The sequence below is a fragment of the Sphingopyxis sp. J-6 genome, assembly GCF_046603995.1.
Taxonomy (GTDB): domain Bacteria; phylum Pseudomonadota; class Alphaproteobacteria; order Sphingomonadales; family Sphingomonadaceae; genus Sphingopyxis.
In genome coordinates, this window is record NZ_CP145810.1 from 1,382,898 (window position 1) to 1,396,686 (window position 13,789).

Annotated in this window: 13 protein-coding genes; 11 read left to right on the plus strand and 2 right to left on the minus strand. The window is 65.0% G+C overall.

Annotated features, from left to right (window positions below):
- The first annotated feature begins 30 nt into the window (after nt 1-30).
- Nucleotides 31-582 carry a hypothetical protein gene (locus tag V6U71_RS06665; RefSeq protein WP_411341511.1) on the plus strand — a complete coding sequence of 184 codons (552 nt, stop codon included), beginning with the start codon at nt 31-33 and terminating at the stop codon, nt 580-582.
- Here the strand turns inward: V6U71_RS06665 and greB are convergent.
- Nucleotides 525-1,055: a transcription elongation factor GreB gene (gene greB / locus V6U71_RS06670; RefSeq protein WP_411341512.1), complete on the minus strand. Its 531-nt coding sequence runs from the start codon at nt 1,053-1,055 to the stop codon at nt 525-527. The genes V6U71_RS06665 and greB overlap by 58 nt on opposite strands.
- Nucleotides 1,056-1,061: 6 nt before the next feature.
- On the minus strand, nt 1,062-3,089 hold the full coding sequence (locus V6U71_RS06675) for a lytic transglycosylase domain-containing protein (protein ID WP_411341513.1): 2,028 nt from the start codon (nt 3,087-3,089) through the stop codon (nt 1,062-1,064).
- A gap of 101 nt (nt 3,090-3,190) precedes the next feature.
- Between V6U71_RS06675 and dapA the strand changes: the two genes are divergently transcribed.
- The 10 genes from dapA (at nt 3,191) to V6U71_RS06725 (ending at nt 13,782) form a co-directional block, all read left to right on the plus strand.
- On the plus strand, nt 3,191-4,066 hold the full coding sequence (dapA, locus tag V6U71_RS06680) for a 4-hydroxy-tetrahydrodipicolinate synthase (protein ID WP_411341514.1): 876 nt from the start codon (nt 3,191-3,193) through the stop codon (nt 4,064-4,066).
- A gap of 9 nt (nt 4,067-4,075) precedes the next feature.
- Nucleotides 4,076-4,561: an SsrA-binding protein SmpB gene (smpB, locus tag V6U71_RS06685; RefSeq protein WP_411341515.1), complete on the plus strand. Its 486-nt coding sequence runs from the start codon at nt 4,076-4,078 to the stop codon at nt 4,559-4,561.
- Nucleotides 4,558-5,187 (plus strand): DUF2062 domain-containing protein, encoded by a 630-nt coding sequence (locus V6U71_RS06690; RefSeq protein WP_411341516.1) that lies wholly within the window; start codon nt 4,558-4,560, stop codon nt 5,185-5,187. Before smpB ends, V6U71_RS06690 begins: the two co-directional genes overlap by 4 nt.
- A 126-nt stretch (nt 5,188-5,313) precedes the next feature.
- The gene (locus V6U71_RS06695; protein ID WP_411342318.1) at nt 5,314-7,353 is read left to right on the plus strand and encodes a M13 family metallopeptidase; all 2,040 of its coding nucleotides are present in this window, start codon (nt 5,314-5,316) and stop codon (nt 7,351-7,353) included.
- 87 nt (nt 7,354-7,440) lie between these two features.
- Nucleotides 7,441-9,825 carry a response regulator gene (locus V6U71_RS06700; protein WP_411342319.1) on the plus strand — a complete coding sequence of 795 codons (2,385 nt, stop codon included), beginning with the start codon at nt 7,441-7,443 and terminating at the stop codon, nt 9,823-9,825.
- On the plus strand, nt 9,815-10,168 hold the full coding sequence (locus V6U71_RS06705) for a response regulator (RefSeq protein WP_411341517.1): 354 nt from the start codon (nt 9,815-9,817) through the stop codon (nt 10,166-10,168). The genes V6U71_RS06700 and V6U71_RS06705 overlap by 11 nt, the downstream gene beginning before the upstream one ends.
- Before the next feature lie 113 nt (nt 10,169-10,281).
- Nucleotides 10,282-11,361, plus strand: coding sequence for a recombinase RecA (gene recA, locus V6U71_RS06710; RefSeq protein ID WP_411341518.1), 1,080 nt, complete (start codon nt 10,282-10,284; stop codon nt 11,359-11,361).
- Between the two features lie 381 nt (nt 11,362-11,742).
- Nucleotides 11,743-12,558 (plus strand): agmatinase, encoded by an 816-nt coding sequence (gene speB, locus V6U71_RS06715; protein ID WP_411341519.1) that lies wholly within the window; start codon nt 11,743-11,745, stop codon nt 12,556-12,558.
- A gap of 20 nt (nt 12,559-12,578) precedes the next feature.
- On the plus strand, nt 12,579-13,205 hold the full coding sequence (locus V6U71_RS06720) for a glutathione S-transferase family protein (protein WP_411341520.1): 627 nt from the start codon (nt 12,579-12,581) through the stop codon (nt 13,203-13,205).
- Entirely contained in the window at nt 13,195-13,782 is a 588-nt protein-coding gene (locus V6U71_RS06725; protein WP_411341521.1) for a hypothetical protein, read from the plus strand. Before V6U71_RS06720 ends, V6U71_RS06725 begins: the two co-directional genes overlap by 11 nt.
- Nucleotides 13,783-13,789 lie beyond the last annotated feature (7 nt).

The window sequence follows — 13,789 nt, forward strand, 5'->3', positions numbered from 1 at the left end:
ATTTTCGGGATTTCGGAACTGCAACATTGATTGAAACCGGCAGAATTCAAGGAAAAGATCAGGATGAGCCGCTTTAGATGGATCTTCACGCTTGTCGTATCACCATTTATTGCGTCGTTCGTTGTTCGTCCGGCGTTGGCGCAGCAATCCTATCTCTTTTCCAACAGCGATCATCAGATCGAGGTAGGAGCCAAATTCGAATATGTCAGGATCGATGGTCTCGCATCCGATGTGCTAAACTGCAGCAACGAATACGAAGTCTGCCTGAGCGGGGTTATGGCGCTTGGCATCCCGAAGACGGGGTGCTCCGGAACGATCGATCTCATTCCGGCGAGCGCGAAGATGCAATATGCTTCACGTGACCACCATTCCGGCATTCAATGGATGTATCACGCCGATAACCACGATTTTGTCTATGAGATTGACTTCGACTATAATCTGAGGGCGATCTATCACGACTTTGGGCTTGGACACATACGTGACTTCATCGCGCTGAAGAATGGCCAAATCGATGATATCGCCGTCTATCGGCTCCCTGCATCTGCCGCCGTGCCGCCGCTGACGTGCGTCAAAGCCGGATAATTGACCCCGATCACTTCCCATTCCTTCGGTCCGGCGGGAAGCTGCACGGTCCGCAAATCGCCCACCGCCGCGCCGCGCAGCGCGCGGGCGAGGGGGCTGTTCCAGCCGATGCGGCCGTCGCCGGCCTCGGCCTCGTCGTCGCCGACCAGCGTAACGATGCGCCGTACGTCATCGTCGTCGGCGAGCTCGACGGTCGCGCCGAACCAGATACGGCTCTTGTCGGGCTGTGCCGCCGGATCGACGACGCGTGCCGCCTTCATTCGCCGGGCGAGAAAGGACAGCCGCCGGTCGATCTCGCGCAGCCTTTTGCGGCCGTAGATATAGTCGCCATTCTCGCTGCGGTCGCCGTTGCCCGCTGCCCAGCTGATCGTTTCCACCAGCTTCGGGCGTTCGGTGGCGAAGAGCGCGTCATATTCGGCGCGCAGCGCGGCGAAGCCCGCCGGCGAAATGATATTGGTCTTCTCCCCCGCCACCGGCGCTTATCCCGGCGTGCGTTTGCCGAGATAGAAGCTCAGCGGCGCCTGCGGCAGCGTCCGCCCGTCGCGCAGCGTGTCATAGACGACGGCATTTTCGAGCACGCGCTGGACATAGTTGCGCGTCTCGAAGATCGGGATCGCCTCGATCCAGTCGACCATCTCGATGCCGCCGCCGCGCGGGTCGCCGTTGGCGCGCAGCCATTTGTTCACATTGCCGGGGCCAGCGTTGTAAGCGGCGACCGCCAGCGGGTAGCTGCCGCCGAAGTAACTCAGCATCTGCTGGAAATAGGTCGACCCCAGCATCATGTTGTAATTGGTGTCGGTGGTGAGCGACCCGGCGTCATAGCTCAGCCCCAGCTTGCCCGCGACCTCGCGCGCCGTGCCCGGCATCAACTGCATCATCCCGCGGGCCCCGGCGTGGCTGATCGCCTGCCGGTCGAACTGGCTTTCCTGCCGGGTAATCGCGTGGATGAAGGTCCAGTTGCTTTCGTGGCCGGCCGGAACACGGACGGTCGGGAAGCCCGATACTTCGACGGCGTCGAGGCTGTTCGCCTGCGCGCTGCGGCCGATCATTACGCCCAGATCGGGGCGGCCGATCTGCGACGCCAGTTGGCCGGCGAGGACATGGTCGGCGGGCGAGGTTGCTTTTTGCGCCAGCGCGCGCAGGAACAGCGACTGTTCGCGCCACGCGCCGATCTCGCCCAGCGCGCGGGCGGCGCGGACAAGGCGGTCGTCGCCGAACGCCCGCTTTTCGTCGTCGCTCACCTGGATCGAGGGAACCGGCGTCGGCTTCGGTTGCGGCCGGTTCAGCCGTTCGAGCGACAATTGTCCGTAGAACTGGTCATAATGCTGGGCTGCATCGGCGAAGGCCGCATTGGCAGTCGCGGGATCGCCCGCCGCGAGCGCCGCGCGGCCCGCCCAGTAGAAGCCCTTCGTCCGCGTCTGGGCAGAGCGCGCCGCCTCGCCATAATTGCGGAACAGGCGTACCGCCTCGGCGGGGCGGCGGAGGTTCTTGTAGGCGAGCTGACCCGCCAGCCAGGCGAGCGAGGTATAATCGTCGCGGATGCCGAGCGGCGTTTCGCGGATCACCGTGCCGGGGGGCAGTGCATCGTCGAGTTGCCGCGCGATATTATAGGCGGTCTGCTTGTCGCCCGCGGCGTCGGCTTGCCGTGCGTTGGTGAGCAGGGTTTCCAGCCATTCCTCGGCATCGGTCGGCGCGCTGGCGAGCGCGCGCGGCGCCGCGAGCAGCGCGCGCGCCTCGCCGACCCGGCCGCCCTTGCGCAGCCAGGTCGCCTTGTCGGTGATATACCCCGCGTCGGTGCGGGTGAGCGACGGGTTCGCGCCCTCGACCGCCATCGCCTGCATCGCAGCATCGACAGCACCGCTGCGCATCGCGAGGCGCGCGGCAAAGATGTTGCGCTTCTCGGGCGACGTATAGGCAAGCTGGCGGCCCGCGGCGGCGGTGGCGCCGAGCCACAACAGGCGGTCCATTCGCGCATCGTGATCGGCGGGCGTCAGCGCGCCGGGGAAAAAGCTGAGCGCCCGGCTCGCTTCATAATCGTCGAGCGCGCCGCTCGTCCATGCGCGGCGAACGGCGGCATTGGCCTCGTCGCGGCGCCCCGTCGCATTGAGCGCGAGCGCCATGCGCAAGTGCCCGCTCGCGGTCTGCGGCGGATAGGCGGCGAAATAGGCGAGGGTGCGCGAGGGGTCGAAACTGTCGAGCGCGATCGCCTTTTCGGCGCGGCTGCGCATCTTGTCGGCGTCGGGCCAGCCCTTGTTGGCCATCAGGAAGCGTGAAAGCTGGTCGAAGGATGCGCCGGTGTTCGCCGTCAGCCGCCGCCATTCCATCACCGCGTCGCCGACCGAACTGGTTGCGGGCGGCGGACCCGAGGCCGACGCGAGCCCCATCTGGGCACGATACCAGGCCATTTGTTCTGGGGTAAGTTCGCTGGCGGTGGCAGCAGTGGGGACGAGCAGGGCCGCGGCGAGCGCGAGGCGGGAAATCCTGGGCAGCGAGATCATAGCGGCCATACTAATGCCAAACTCCTTGCGGGGCGCTGAATAGACGTCCATTAGGCGGCGCGCCTGAGATTCCTATCGGTCGCGGGCCTGTTTTTGTAAAGGAGCGGAGCATGTTCTCGGGTTCGATTCCCGCCTTGGTGACGCCATTTCGCGATGGAGCGTTCGACGCGCCGGCCTTCAAACGGCTGGTCGAGTGGCAGATCGACGAGGGAACGAGCGCGCTGGTCCCGTGCGGCACGACCGGCGAGAGCCCGACGCTCGGCTTCGACGAGCATTATCAGGTCATCGACGCCTGCGTCGAGGCGGCGGCGGGCCGCGTCCCGGTGATCGCCGGCTGCGGGTCGAACGACACCGCGACCGCGATGCGCCACATGCGCCACGCGCAGGCCGCCGGAGCCACCGCGGCGCTGGTCGTCGCGCCCTATTACAACCGCCCGACGCAGGAGGGCATGCTCGCGCATTTCAGGGCGCTTGCCGATGCGTCGGACCTGCCGATCGTCGTTTATAACGTCCCCGGCCGCACCGTCGCCGACATCAGCGCCGAGACGATGTGCAAGCTCGCCGAAATCCCCTCGGTCGTGGCGATCAAGGATGCGAGCGGCGACCTCGCCCGCGTGACGGTTCATCGCGCGGGCGCGGGGACGGACTTCTGTCAGCTTTCGGGCAACGACGACCTGTGGCTGCCGCACGCCGTCATGGGCGGCGTCGGCTGCATTTCGGTCACCGCCAATGTCGCGCCGCGGCTCTGCGCCGACTTCGCCGCGGCATGTGCCGCCGCCGACTGGGCGAAGGCGCTGGCGTTGCACGACCGGCTGTTCGATCTCCACAAGGCGATGTTCTCCGACGCGTCGCCGGGGCCAGCCAAATATGCGCTGTCGCGCATCCATGACTGGTTTTCGCCCGAAGTGCGCTTACCTATCATTCCGGCGTCGGACGCATCGCGTACCGCCGTCGATGCCGCGCTGTCGTCGGCAGGAGTGATCTGAGCTTTCGTCATGGCCCGTCCGCAGTCCGCCGCCGAATTCGACAAGAAGAAGGTCGTCGCCGAGAACCGGCGCGCGCGCTTCGACTATGCGATCGAACAGGTGTTCGAAGCGGGGATCGCGCTGCAGGGCACCGAGGTGAAGTCGCTGCGCTTCGGCGAAGGGACGATCGCCGAAAGCTATGCCGAGGTGACCGGCGGCGAAGTGTGGCTGATCAACGCCAACATCCCCGAATTCAGTCACGGCAACCGCTTCAATCATGAACCGAAGCGGCCGCGCAAGCTGCTGCTCAACTGGCGCGAGATCAACAAGCTGCACGCCGGCGTGATGCGGCAGGGGATGACGCTCGTCCCGCTCAGCGTCTATTTCAACAGCCGCGGCCGGGCGAAGGTCGAACTGGCGCTCGCCAAGGGCAAGAAGGCGCATGACAAGCGGGAGTCGATCAAGGAACGCGACTGGAAGCGCGACAAGCAAAGATTGATGAAGGAACGCGGATGAGCGGGCCGGGAAAGAAGCCGGGCGACAAGGCCGCGGTGATGAACTGGATCCGGCGCAACTCCCCGAACCGCGAGGAATTGCTGGAAAGCCGTTTCATCAAGCCGTTTGCCCACCGCGTCGCGCACAGCCATCTGTGGCGTTTCACGCGGACCTCGGTCCGCCGCGGCACCGCGCTCGGGCTGTTCGTCGGCATTTTTTTCCTGATCCCCGGTGTGCAGATACTGGGCGTCGCGCTGCTGGCGCTGCCGTTTCGCGCCAATATCCCGATCGGGGCGGCGATGACCTTCCTGTCGAATCCGGTCACGACCCCGCTGATTCTGGCGGCGTCGGTGTGGCTGGGCAGCGCGCTGTTCGGCATGCACACCAACGTGTCGAACCTCTATATCCTCTATGACGAAGGCGCTTCGCTGGTCGAATGGTGGCACTGGTTCACCGCCAACGCGGGAACGGCGCTGCTCGGCGGCCTTGCCGGGCTGTTCGTCATCTCGGTGGTTTCGGCGGTCGTCGGCTATGTCCTCGCCTCGGTGATTTGGGATAGCTGGATTCGCCTGCGCTGGCGGCAAAAGATTCGCCGTGCTCGCGACAAACGACTTGAGGCATCGACGAGCGACACGGCCGCCGGTTGAACCCCCGAAGGCGCGGCGTATAGCTGGTCTATCGCTGAAGACCGGTCTGCATGGGCGGGGCGGCCTTTCGAAATGTCTCGAAATCCGGGGAATAAAATGTCTCGTCTCAATGTCTCGTCGCGCCTGATGGCGACCGCTGCGCTTGGCGCAATCCTGACCGGCATCGTCCCGGCAACAAGCGCCTTTGCACAGGAAAGCGCGCCCGCCGCGTCTGCCGGCACGGATGCCGGCAAGCCCGAAATCGGCGATTTCGGTTTCGACACCAGCGGCATGGACAAGAGCGTCCAGCCCGGCGACGATTTCTACGCCTATGCCAACGGCACCTGGGCAAAGAACACCCAGATTCCGGCCGACAAGTCGAACTATGGCATGTTCACCGCGCTGGGTGACCTGTCGCAGAAGCGCACGCAGGAAATCCTTGAGGCAGCGAAAGGCGACCCGAACAGCATGATCGGCCGCGCCTATGCGTCGTACCTCGATTCGGCGGCGGTCGAGGCCAAGGGGCTGGCGCCGATCGAGCCGTGGCTGGCGAAGGTCCGCAGCGTCGACAAGCCCGGCCTCGCCGCGCTGCTCGCCGAAGCCGATCGCAACGGCATTCCGCATTTCTTCGGCGGCTATGTCGGGCAGGACGACAAGAATCCCGAAGTCTATATCTATTCGATGGGGCAGGGCGGCATCGGCATGCCCGATCGCGATTTCTACCTGAAGGACGGCGAACGCAACACGAAGCTGCAGACCGCTTATCTCGCGCATCTCCAGAATGTTCTGACGCTGGCGGGCGAGAAGGATGCCGCGGCGCGCGCCAAGGCGATCTATGATTTCGAAAAGCAGGTTGCGACCGTCCACTGGGACAAGAACGACAGCAGCGACGCGGTCAAGGTCTACAACAAGATGACGGTCGCCGAGCTGGCAAAGGCGGCGCCGGGCTTCGACTGGGCGACCTTCATCCGCGGCGTCGGGGTCAAGGAAGACACGCTGCTGGTCGCGCAGCCGAGCGCCTTCACCGGCGAGGCGAAGCTGCTCGCCGATGCGCCGATCGGCGTCATCCGCGACATATTGATCGTCCGCAGCCTCGACGGCTTCTCCGATGTGCTGCCCGATGCGGTCGCACAGGAAGCCTTTGCCTTTTATGGCACCGCGTTGTCGGGGACGCCGCAGATGCAGGAGCGCTGGAAGCGCGCGGTCGATTTCACGACGGGCAATATGGGCGAAGCGGTCGGCCAGGATTATGTCGCCAAATATTTCCCGCCCGAAACCAAGGCGGCGATGGACGTGCTGGTCAAGAATGTCCTCGCCGCGCTCGACACCCGCATCGGCAACCTGAGCTGGATGCAGCCCGAAACCAAGGTCAAGGCGAAGAAGAAGCTCGCGAATTTCACGACCAAGATCGGCTATCCCGACCAGTGGAAGAATTACAGTGCGCTGGAAATCAAGGCCGACGACCTGTTCGGCAACGCGCTCCGTTCGAACCAGTTCGCGCACGACGACAATATCAGCCGCCTTGGCGGCCCGATCCGTCGCTGGGAGTGGGGAATGACCCCGATGGAAGTGAACGCCTATGCCAATTTCGGCATGAACGAGATCGTCTTTCCCGCCGCGATCCTGCAGCCGCCCTTCTTCGATCCCAATGCCGACGCGGCGATCAACTATGGCGGCATCGGCGCCGTCATCGGTCACGAGATCAGCCACCATTTCGACGATCAGGGTGCGAAGTATGACGAGACCGGCAAGCTTGCCGACTGGTGGACGCCTGCCGACGTCGCGGCGTTCGAGGCGGCGGGCAAGGCGCTCGTCGCGCAATATGACGCCTATGAAGTGCTGCCCGGCGAACATCTCGACGGGACCTTCACGCTCGGCGAGAATATCGGCGACCTCGCCGGTCTGACCATCGCCTATGATGCCTACAAGAAGTCGCTGGGCGGCAAGGAAGCGCCGGTGATCGACGGGCTGAGCGGCGACCAGCGCTTCTTCCTTGGCTGGGCGCAGGTCTGGCGGCGCAACTATCGCGACCAGAATCTGTCGCAGCGGATCACCACCGATCCGCATTCGCCGTCGATTCAGCGGTCTTGGGTCTCGCGCAACCTTGACCCTTGGTATAAGGCCTATAACGTCAAGGAAGGCCAGAAGCTCTATCTGGCGCCGAAAGATCGCGTCCGCATCTGGTAACGCCAACAGGAAAGACTGTCATTGACCGCGCAAAGCCTGCCTGCCGCTGAGGAAGATTTCAGCAGGGAGGAGGGCCCGGGCGGTCCGTTGCTGGTCTCGCCGACCCTGTCGCGCATCGACTATGCGGTGCTTGGCGGGCTGGCGCTGCTCTCGGTCGCGCTGCTGTTCTGGGTCACCGGCAATGCGCCGCTCGCCGCCGGCTTCCTCGCCGGGCTGGCGATCGCGGTCGGCGGAGTGGTGCTGGCGCGGCGATTGTTCCCGGTCGCTGCGGCGGGCGAGGCCGCGCTTCCCGACTGGACGATGCTGCGCGCCGCGGTCAATCACGACGATGTCGCGATTGCGGTGACCGACCGCGCCGGCCGGCTGGTCTGCGCCAACGACCTGTTCGCGACCTGGTTCGGCGGCTTCATTACGCCGCCGGGATTGCCGGTCGACGGGCGCGGTCCCGAACTGCTCAAGAACGCCGGACGCGCGGCGTGGCGCGACGGCGAAGGCCGGGTCGACGATCTGGCGGTGGGGCCGCTGCAATTGCGCGCGCAGGTGACACGGACCGGGCAGGCCGAGGATTATCTCGTGTGGCGCTTCGCGGCGCTCGAACGGCTAGACCTCGTGTCCGAAATCGTCCGCCACCTCGACGGACCGGCGGGGCGGACGCTGGGGCAGGCGGGTGTCATGGCGGCGCTCGTCAGCGCCGAGGGGCGGCTGCGCGTCGCGAATCAGGCCTTCCTGCTGCGCGCATTGGGCGAAGGCGATGTTAGCCATTATGCCGGCCGCGATGTCGCGCCGATGCTGCGCCTCGACGATGGTGGCTCGCTCTATTTCGCGCGCGAAGGCGACCGCGCGACACCCGTGCGCATGCTCCAGATTCCGCTCGCGCCCGCCGACAGCCACACGCCGATGCTCCTCGCGATGCTCGACGAGGAAATGGGGCCGACCGATCGCGGGACGGCGCAGGGCTATGTCGAAACCTTGCTGTCGCTGCTGCCCTTCGGGCTCGCGATGGTCGATCGCGACGGACGCTTTCTCTATATGAACCGCGCCTTCCTGCGCGCGGCAGGGCTCGCCGAAGGGAAGATGCTGCGGTATCCCGGCGACCTGGTGGTGGGCGAGGATAAGGGACCGCTCGCCGACATGATCCGCCGTCACAGCAGCGGGCAGCAGGTTGGCGGCGACCTGTCGATCCGGCTGGCGGGGCAGAGTGACGAGCCGGTGTCGATGCGCGTTGTCGGCGTGCGCGGATTGGGCGAGGCGGCAGTGCTGCTGAGTCTGAAGGATTCGAGCGAGGAATCGCGGCTCAAGCGGCAGGTGGCACAAGCGTCGAAGATGCAGGCGGTGGGCCAGCTCGCCGGCGGCGTCGCGCACGATTTCAACAATATCCTCACTGCGGTGCTCGGTGCGTGCGACCTGATGCTGATGCGCCATACGCCCGGCGACAGCGATTATGACGATATCCAGCAAATCCGCAGCAACGCCAACCGTGCCGCTAGCCTGACGCGGCAGCTTCTGGCCTTTTCGCGTCAGCAGACATTGCGACCGCAAATTCTCCAGCTTCCCGACGTCATCTCCGAAGTCTCGCACCTGCTGAAGCGGCTGATCGGCGACACGGTGAAGCTGTCGGTCCATCATGGCCGGGGGCTCGGCGCGGTGCGCGCCGACCCCGGTCAGCTTGAGCAGGTGATCATCAACCTCGCCGTCAATGCGCGCGACGCGATGCCGGGCGGCGGCACGTTGACGATCGAAACCTATCCGGTCTCGGCAGCCGAAGCGCGGCAGATGGGCAGCGAGATCATGCCGCCCGCCGACTATAGCGCCTTGAAGGTCAGCGATACCGGCACCGGCATCGCCGCCGACGTGCTGCCGAAAATTTTCGAACCCTTTTTCACGACCAAGGATGTCGGCAAGGGAACCGGGCTCGGCCTGTCGACCGTCTATGGCATCATCAAGCAGTCGGCGGGTTTCATCTTCGCCGACAGCAAGCCGGGGCAGGGAACCAGCTTCACCATCTACCTCCCCGTCCACCGTGCCGAAGGCGACGCACCGGTCGTCGCCGCGCCGCCGCCCAAGCCGAAGAAAAGCCAGTGGGGAACCGGCACCATCCTGCTCGTCGAGGACGAGGATATGGTGCGTGCGGTTGCCGAGCGCGCGCTGGTCCGGGCGGGCTACACCGTCGTCACCGCGTCGCAGGGTGAGGAGGGGCTCGAACGCTTCGGTCAGATGGACAAGGTCGACCTGATCATCAGCGACGTCGTGATGCCAACGATGGACGGCCCCGCGATGGTTCGCGCCATGCGCGCGAAGCGTCCGGCGCTGCCGGTGCTCTTCATGTCGGGCTATGCCGAGGAACAATTGCGCCAGTCGATCGATATTGACGACGTGGCTTTCCTTCCCAAACCTTTTTCCGTCGCGCAGCTGACCGAAGCCGTGTCGGCGGCGCTCGACGAAGCGGCGCACCGGGTGTCCGATGCCGGATAATCGCCGCATATTGCTCGTCGAGGACGATGTGCTGATCGGGATGATGCTCGTCGACATGTTCGACGCGCTCGGTTTTCCCCAGCCCGAGCAGGCGACAAGCAATCAGGAGGCCCTGGCGATCATCGGCGCCGGGCCGATCGACGGCGCGCTCGTCGATATCAACCTTGGCGACGAAAAGGGCTGGCCGGTCGCAGATGCGCTTGCCGAACGCGGGATTCCCTTTGCCTTCACCACCGGCGGCGGCGACGTCATTCCGTCCGCGCACGCGCACCGGACACTGGTGACCAAGCCGTTCCGGATCAGCCAGATCGAGGCCATCCTCGATGAATTTTTCGCGGCTTAACTCGCCAGTCATTTTTCTTTTGTTCCACTCTTGTTCTATCAGAACAAATGACGTACACAGCTTCAACGTTGCGATGGTCGGGCCGTCGCTCTAGAGCTGGAAAGGGACGGCAAATGGCCGGACAATTGTCACTCGTGGAATCGGGGAAATCAGTGAACGGAACGGACAGGCAGAAGGCGCTCGACGCCGCGCTGGCGCAAATCGATCGCGCCTTCGGCAAGGGCTCGGTGATGAAGCTGGGCTCGAAAGAAGCGATGCAGGTCGAAGCGATTTCGACCGGTTCGCTCGGGCTCGACATCGCGCTCGGTGTCGGCGGCCTGCCGCGCGGTCGCGTCATCGAAATTTACGGCCCCGAAAGCTCGGGCAAGACGACGCTGGCGCTGCACACGCTCGCCGAAGCGCAAAAGACCGGTGGCACCGTCGCCTTCGTCGACGCCGAACATGCGCTCGACCCCGTCTATGCCCGCAAGCTCGGCGTCAACATCGACGAACTCATCGTTTCGCAGCCCGACACGGGTGAGCAGGCGCTCGAGATCGTCGACACGCTGGTGCGTTCGAACGCCATCGACGTGCTCGTCGTCGACTCGGTCGCGGCGCTCGTGCCGCGCGCCGAAATCGAGGGCGAGATGGGCGACAGCCACGTCGGCCTGCAGGCGCGCCTGATGTCGCAGTCGCTGCGCAAGCTCACCGGTTCGATCAGCCGCTCGCGCTGCATGGTGATCTTCATCAACCAGCTCCGCATGAAGATCGGCGTGATGTACGGCAATCCCGAAACGACGACCGGCGGCAATGCGCTGAAATTCTATGCCTCGGTCCGTCTCGACATCCGCCGCACCGGCCAGATCAAGAATGGCGACGAGATCGTCGGCAACACGACGCGCGTCAAGGTCGTCAAGAACAAGGTCGCGCCGCCGTTCAAGCAGGTCGAATTCGACATCATGTACGGGCAGGGCATTTCGAAGATCGGCGAGATTCTCGACATCGGGGTCAAGGCCGGACTGGTTGAGAAATCGGGCGCCTGGTTCAGCTATGACTCGATTCGTATCGGACAGGGCCGCGAGAATGCGAAGACCTTCCTGACCGAAAATCCCGAACTGCGCGAACGGCTCGAAGCCGCCATCCGCGGCCGCACCGACGCGGTGGCCGAAGAGATGATGGCCGGTCCCGACGATGAGGGCGACGACGATAATTGATGCGATTGCCATCCGGCCGGTTCGCCTTGCTCGAACCGGCCGGCCGACGGCGGCGGGCCACCAGCCCCTCAGACCTGCACTCCCCTCTCCCATGCAGGTCGGCCCGCCAGCCGTTGATGCTCTTTGCACCGCGTCGGTTTTGGGGCGGTGAGCAGCCACTTTATATCCAACCCTATATCCAACCCTCGTCATTCCCGCGAAAGCGGGAACTCAGAGCGTGCGTCGGCATACCCTACACTGGGTTCCCGCTTTCGCGGGAATGACGAAGTAGGGAACTTCCCCAGCCGGCGGTAAGGCGCCGAAGACATCACTCGCAGCAGAAGGCCCGACCTCCCGATCGCCGTGGCTTGCACGCTCTTCTCCAAAGGCTACAAGCGGCGCATGCCCGCGATCCGCCTCTTCGGCCTGCCCACCGACATCAACAGCAGTTTCGAACGCGGCGCGGCGGCCGGCCCGGCGGCGATCCGTACTGCGCTGCGTAGCGACCGCGGCAATCTGGCGAGCGAGCTGGGTTCCGAGATCGGCGTCGACATTGCTTTCGCCGACGACGGCGATCTGCCGCTCAGCGAAGACACGCCGCGCGACGACGCCGCGATCCGCCGCCATGTCGCGATGCTGCACGAGGACGGCGAGATCCCGCTCGCGCTCGGCGGCGACCATGCGGTGAGCTTTCCGCTCGTCGAGGCGGCGGCGAATTGCTTCGGACCGCTCAACATCCTGCATTTCGACGCGCACCCGGATCTTTACGACGATTTCGGCGGCAATCCGCGCAGTCACGCCTCGCCCTTCGCCCGCATTTGCGAGGCGGGCCACGCCGCGCGGCTGGTCCAGGTTGGCATTCGCACGCTCAACGGGCATTGCCGCGCGCAGGCTGAGCGCTTCGGGGTCGAGATCATTCCGATGGCCGGTTTCATGCCCGGCCACGTGCCCGTGCTCGGCGGTCCGCTCTATATCTCGATCGACCTCGACGGTCTCGACCCGTCGGCGGCGCCCGGCGTTGCGCATCCCGAGCCCGGCGGGCTGACGGTTCGCGAAATGCTGGCGGTGCTGCACCGGCAGACCGCACCGATCGTCGGCGCCGACATTGTCGAACTTCACCCCGGCCGCGATACCGGCGACGTCACCGCGATCGTCGGCGCCAAGCTGGTCCGCGAACTTGCAGCCCTGATCGACCGCAACGGCACCTATCGGCCCTGACATGAAATGAGGAGCGCATCATGACCCTGATCGTCCACCATCTGAACAACAGCCGCTCGCAACGCATCCTGTGGTTGCTCGAAGAAATCGGCGCCCCCTATGAGATCAAATTCTACGACCGCGACCAGACGACCAATCTCGCGCCGCCCGAACTGCTCGCGGTCCATCCGCTCGGCAAGTCGCCGCTGATCGAGGATGATGGCAGGGTGGTCATGGAATCGGGGGCGATCACCGAATATCTCTGCGAGCGGCACGGCGGCGGGCATCTCGTGCCCGAGCGCGGCAGCGACGACCATGTCAGCCACCTCGAATGGCTGCATTTCGCCGAGGGGTCGGCGATGACGCCGATCCTGCTGCGCATCTATACCGCGCGTCTTGGCGAGGCGGCGGCGCCGCTCGAACCGCGGATCGTGCAGCAACTCGACGCGCATTTCGCCTTCATGGAAAGCCGCATCGGCGACAACGGCCATTTCATCGGCGACAGCCTGTCGGCCGCCGACATCATGCTGAGCTTTCCGGCCGAAATTGCGGTGATGCAGGGGATGGCGCCGCGCTATCCCAAGCTCGCGGCCTTCGTGAACGCATGCCACGTTCGGCCGGCGTGGCAGCGCGCGCGCGAAAAGGGCGGCGCCTATTATGGCTATTGATCGCCGGTTTCTGGCGTGCATTGCGGCAACGCTGATCTGGACACCCGCCGCGCTCGCCGCGCCGCCGCTGCTCGCACCCGGGGTAGAGCGCGAAGTCGTGGCGGGCGAAGGCGTGAAGTTCGCGCCGACGGCGATCGACGAGGAGGGCGCGATCGACCGGTTCGCTGCCTATACGATGGCGCTTGCCAAGCGCGATTATGAGGCCGCCTATGCGATGCTGCGCCTGTCGTTCCAAGCGTCGAACCCGCGTCTCGAATGGGAGATGAACCTTCGCAAGCGACCCGCCTTGTGGGCGGACGGGCAGATTCGCCTGCTCCGGGTGAGCTGGTATCCAGATCCGGCCGGCCAGCCCGCCGGGCTTTACGCGGCCTTCGATTTCAGGGGCGACCGCAAGGACGGGACGATGGATTGCGGCTATGTCGTCGTCCATCGTTCGGCGCCAGGGTCCGATTTCACCGTCGTCCGCACCGATGCTTCCGAAGTACCGCCCGACCTGATCGAGGATGGCGTCCCGAAGGCCGACGTCCTGCGGCAACTGCCCTGTTATCTGGGCAAGGGCATTGCGACCGATTTCTGATATTGCG

Coding starts and splice junctions, on each gene's coding strand:
- V6U71_RS06705 (WP_411341517.1), top strand. CDS start 9,815: ATGCCGGATAATCGCCGCATATTGCTCGTCGAGGACGATGTGCTGATC.
- V6U71_RS06690 (WP_411341516.1), top strand. CDS start 4,558: ATGAGCGGGCCGGGAAAGAAGCCGGGCGACAAGGCCGCGGTGATGAAC.
- recA (WP_411341518.1), top strand. CDS start 10,282: ATGGCCGGACAATTGTCACTCGTGGAATCGGGGAAATCAGTGAACGGA.
- V6U71_RS06720 (WP_411341520.1), top strand. CDS start 12,579: ATGACCCTGATCGTCCACCATCTGAACAACAGCCGCTCGCAACGCATC.
- smpB (WP_411341515.1), top strand. CDS start 4,076: ATGGCCCGTCCGCAGTCCGCCGCCGAATTCGACAAGAAGAAGGTCGTC.
- speB (WP_411341519.1), top strand. CDS start 11,743: ATGCCCGCGATCCGCCTCTTCGGCCTGCCCACCGACATCAACAGCAGT.
- V6U71_RS06675 (WP_411341513.1), bottom strand. CDS start 3,089: ATGGCCGCTATGATCTCGCTGCCCAGGATTTCCCGCCTCGCGCTCGCC.
- V6U71_RS06725 (WP_411341521.1), top strand. CDS start 13,195: ATGGCTATTGATCGCCGGTTTCTGGCGTGCATTGCGGCAACGCTGATC.
- V6U71_RS06695 (WP_411342318.1), top strand. CDS start 5,314: ATGGCGACCGCTGCGCTTGGCGCAATCCTGACCGGCATCGTCCCGGCA.
- dapA (WP_411341514.1), top strand. CDS start 3,191: ATGTTCTCGGGTTCGATTCCCGCCTTGGTGACGCCATTTCGCGATGGA.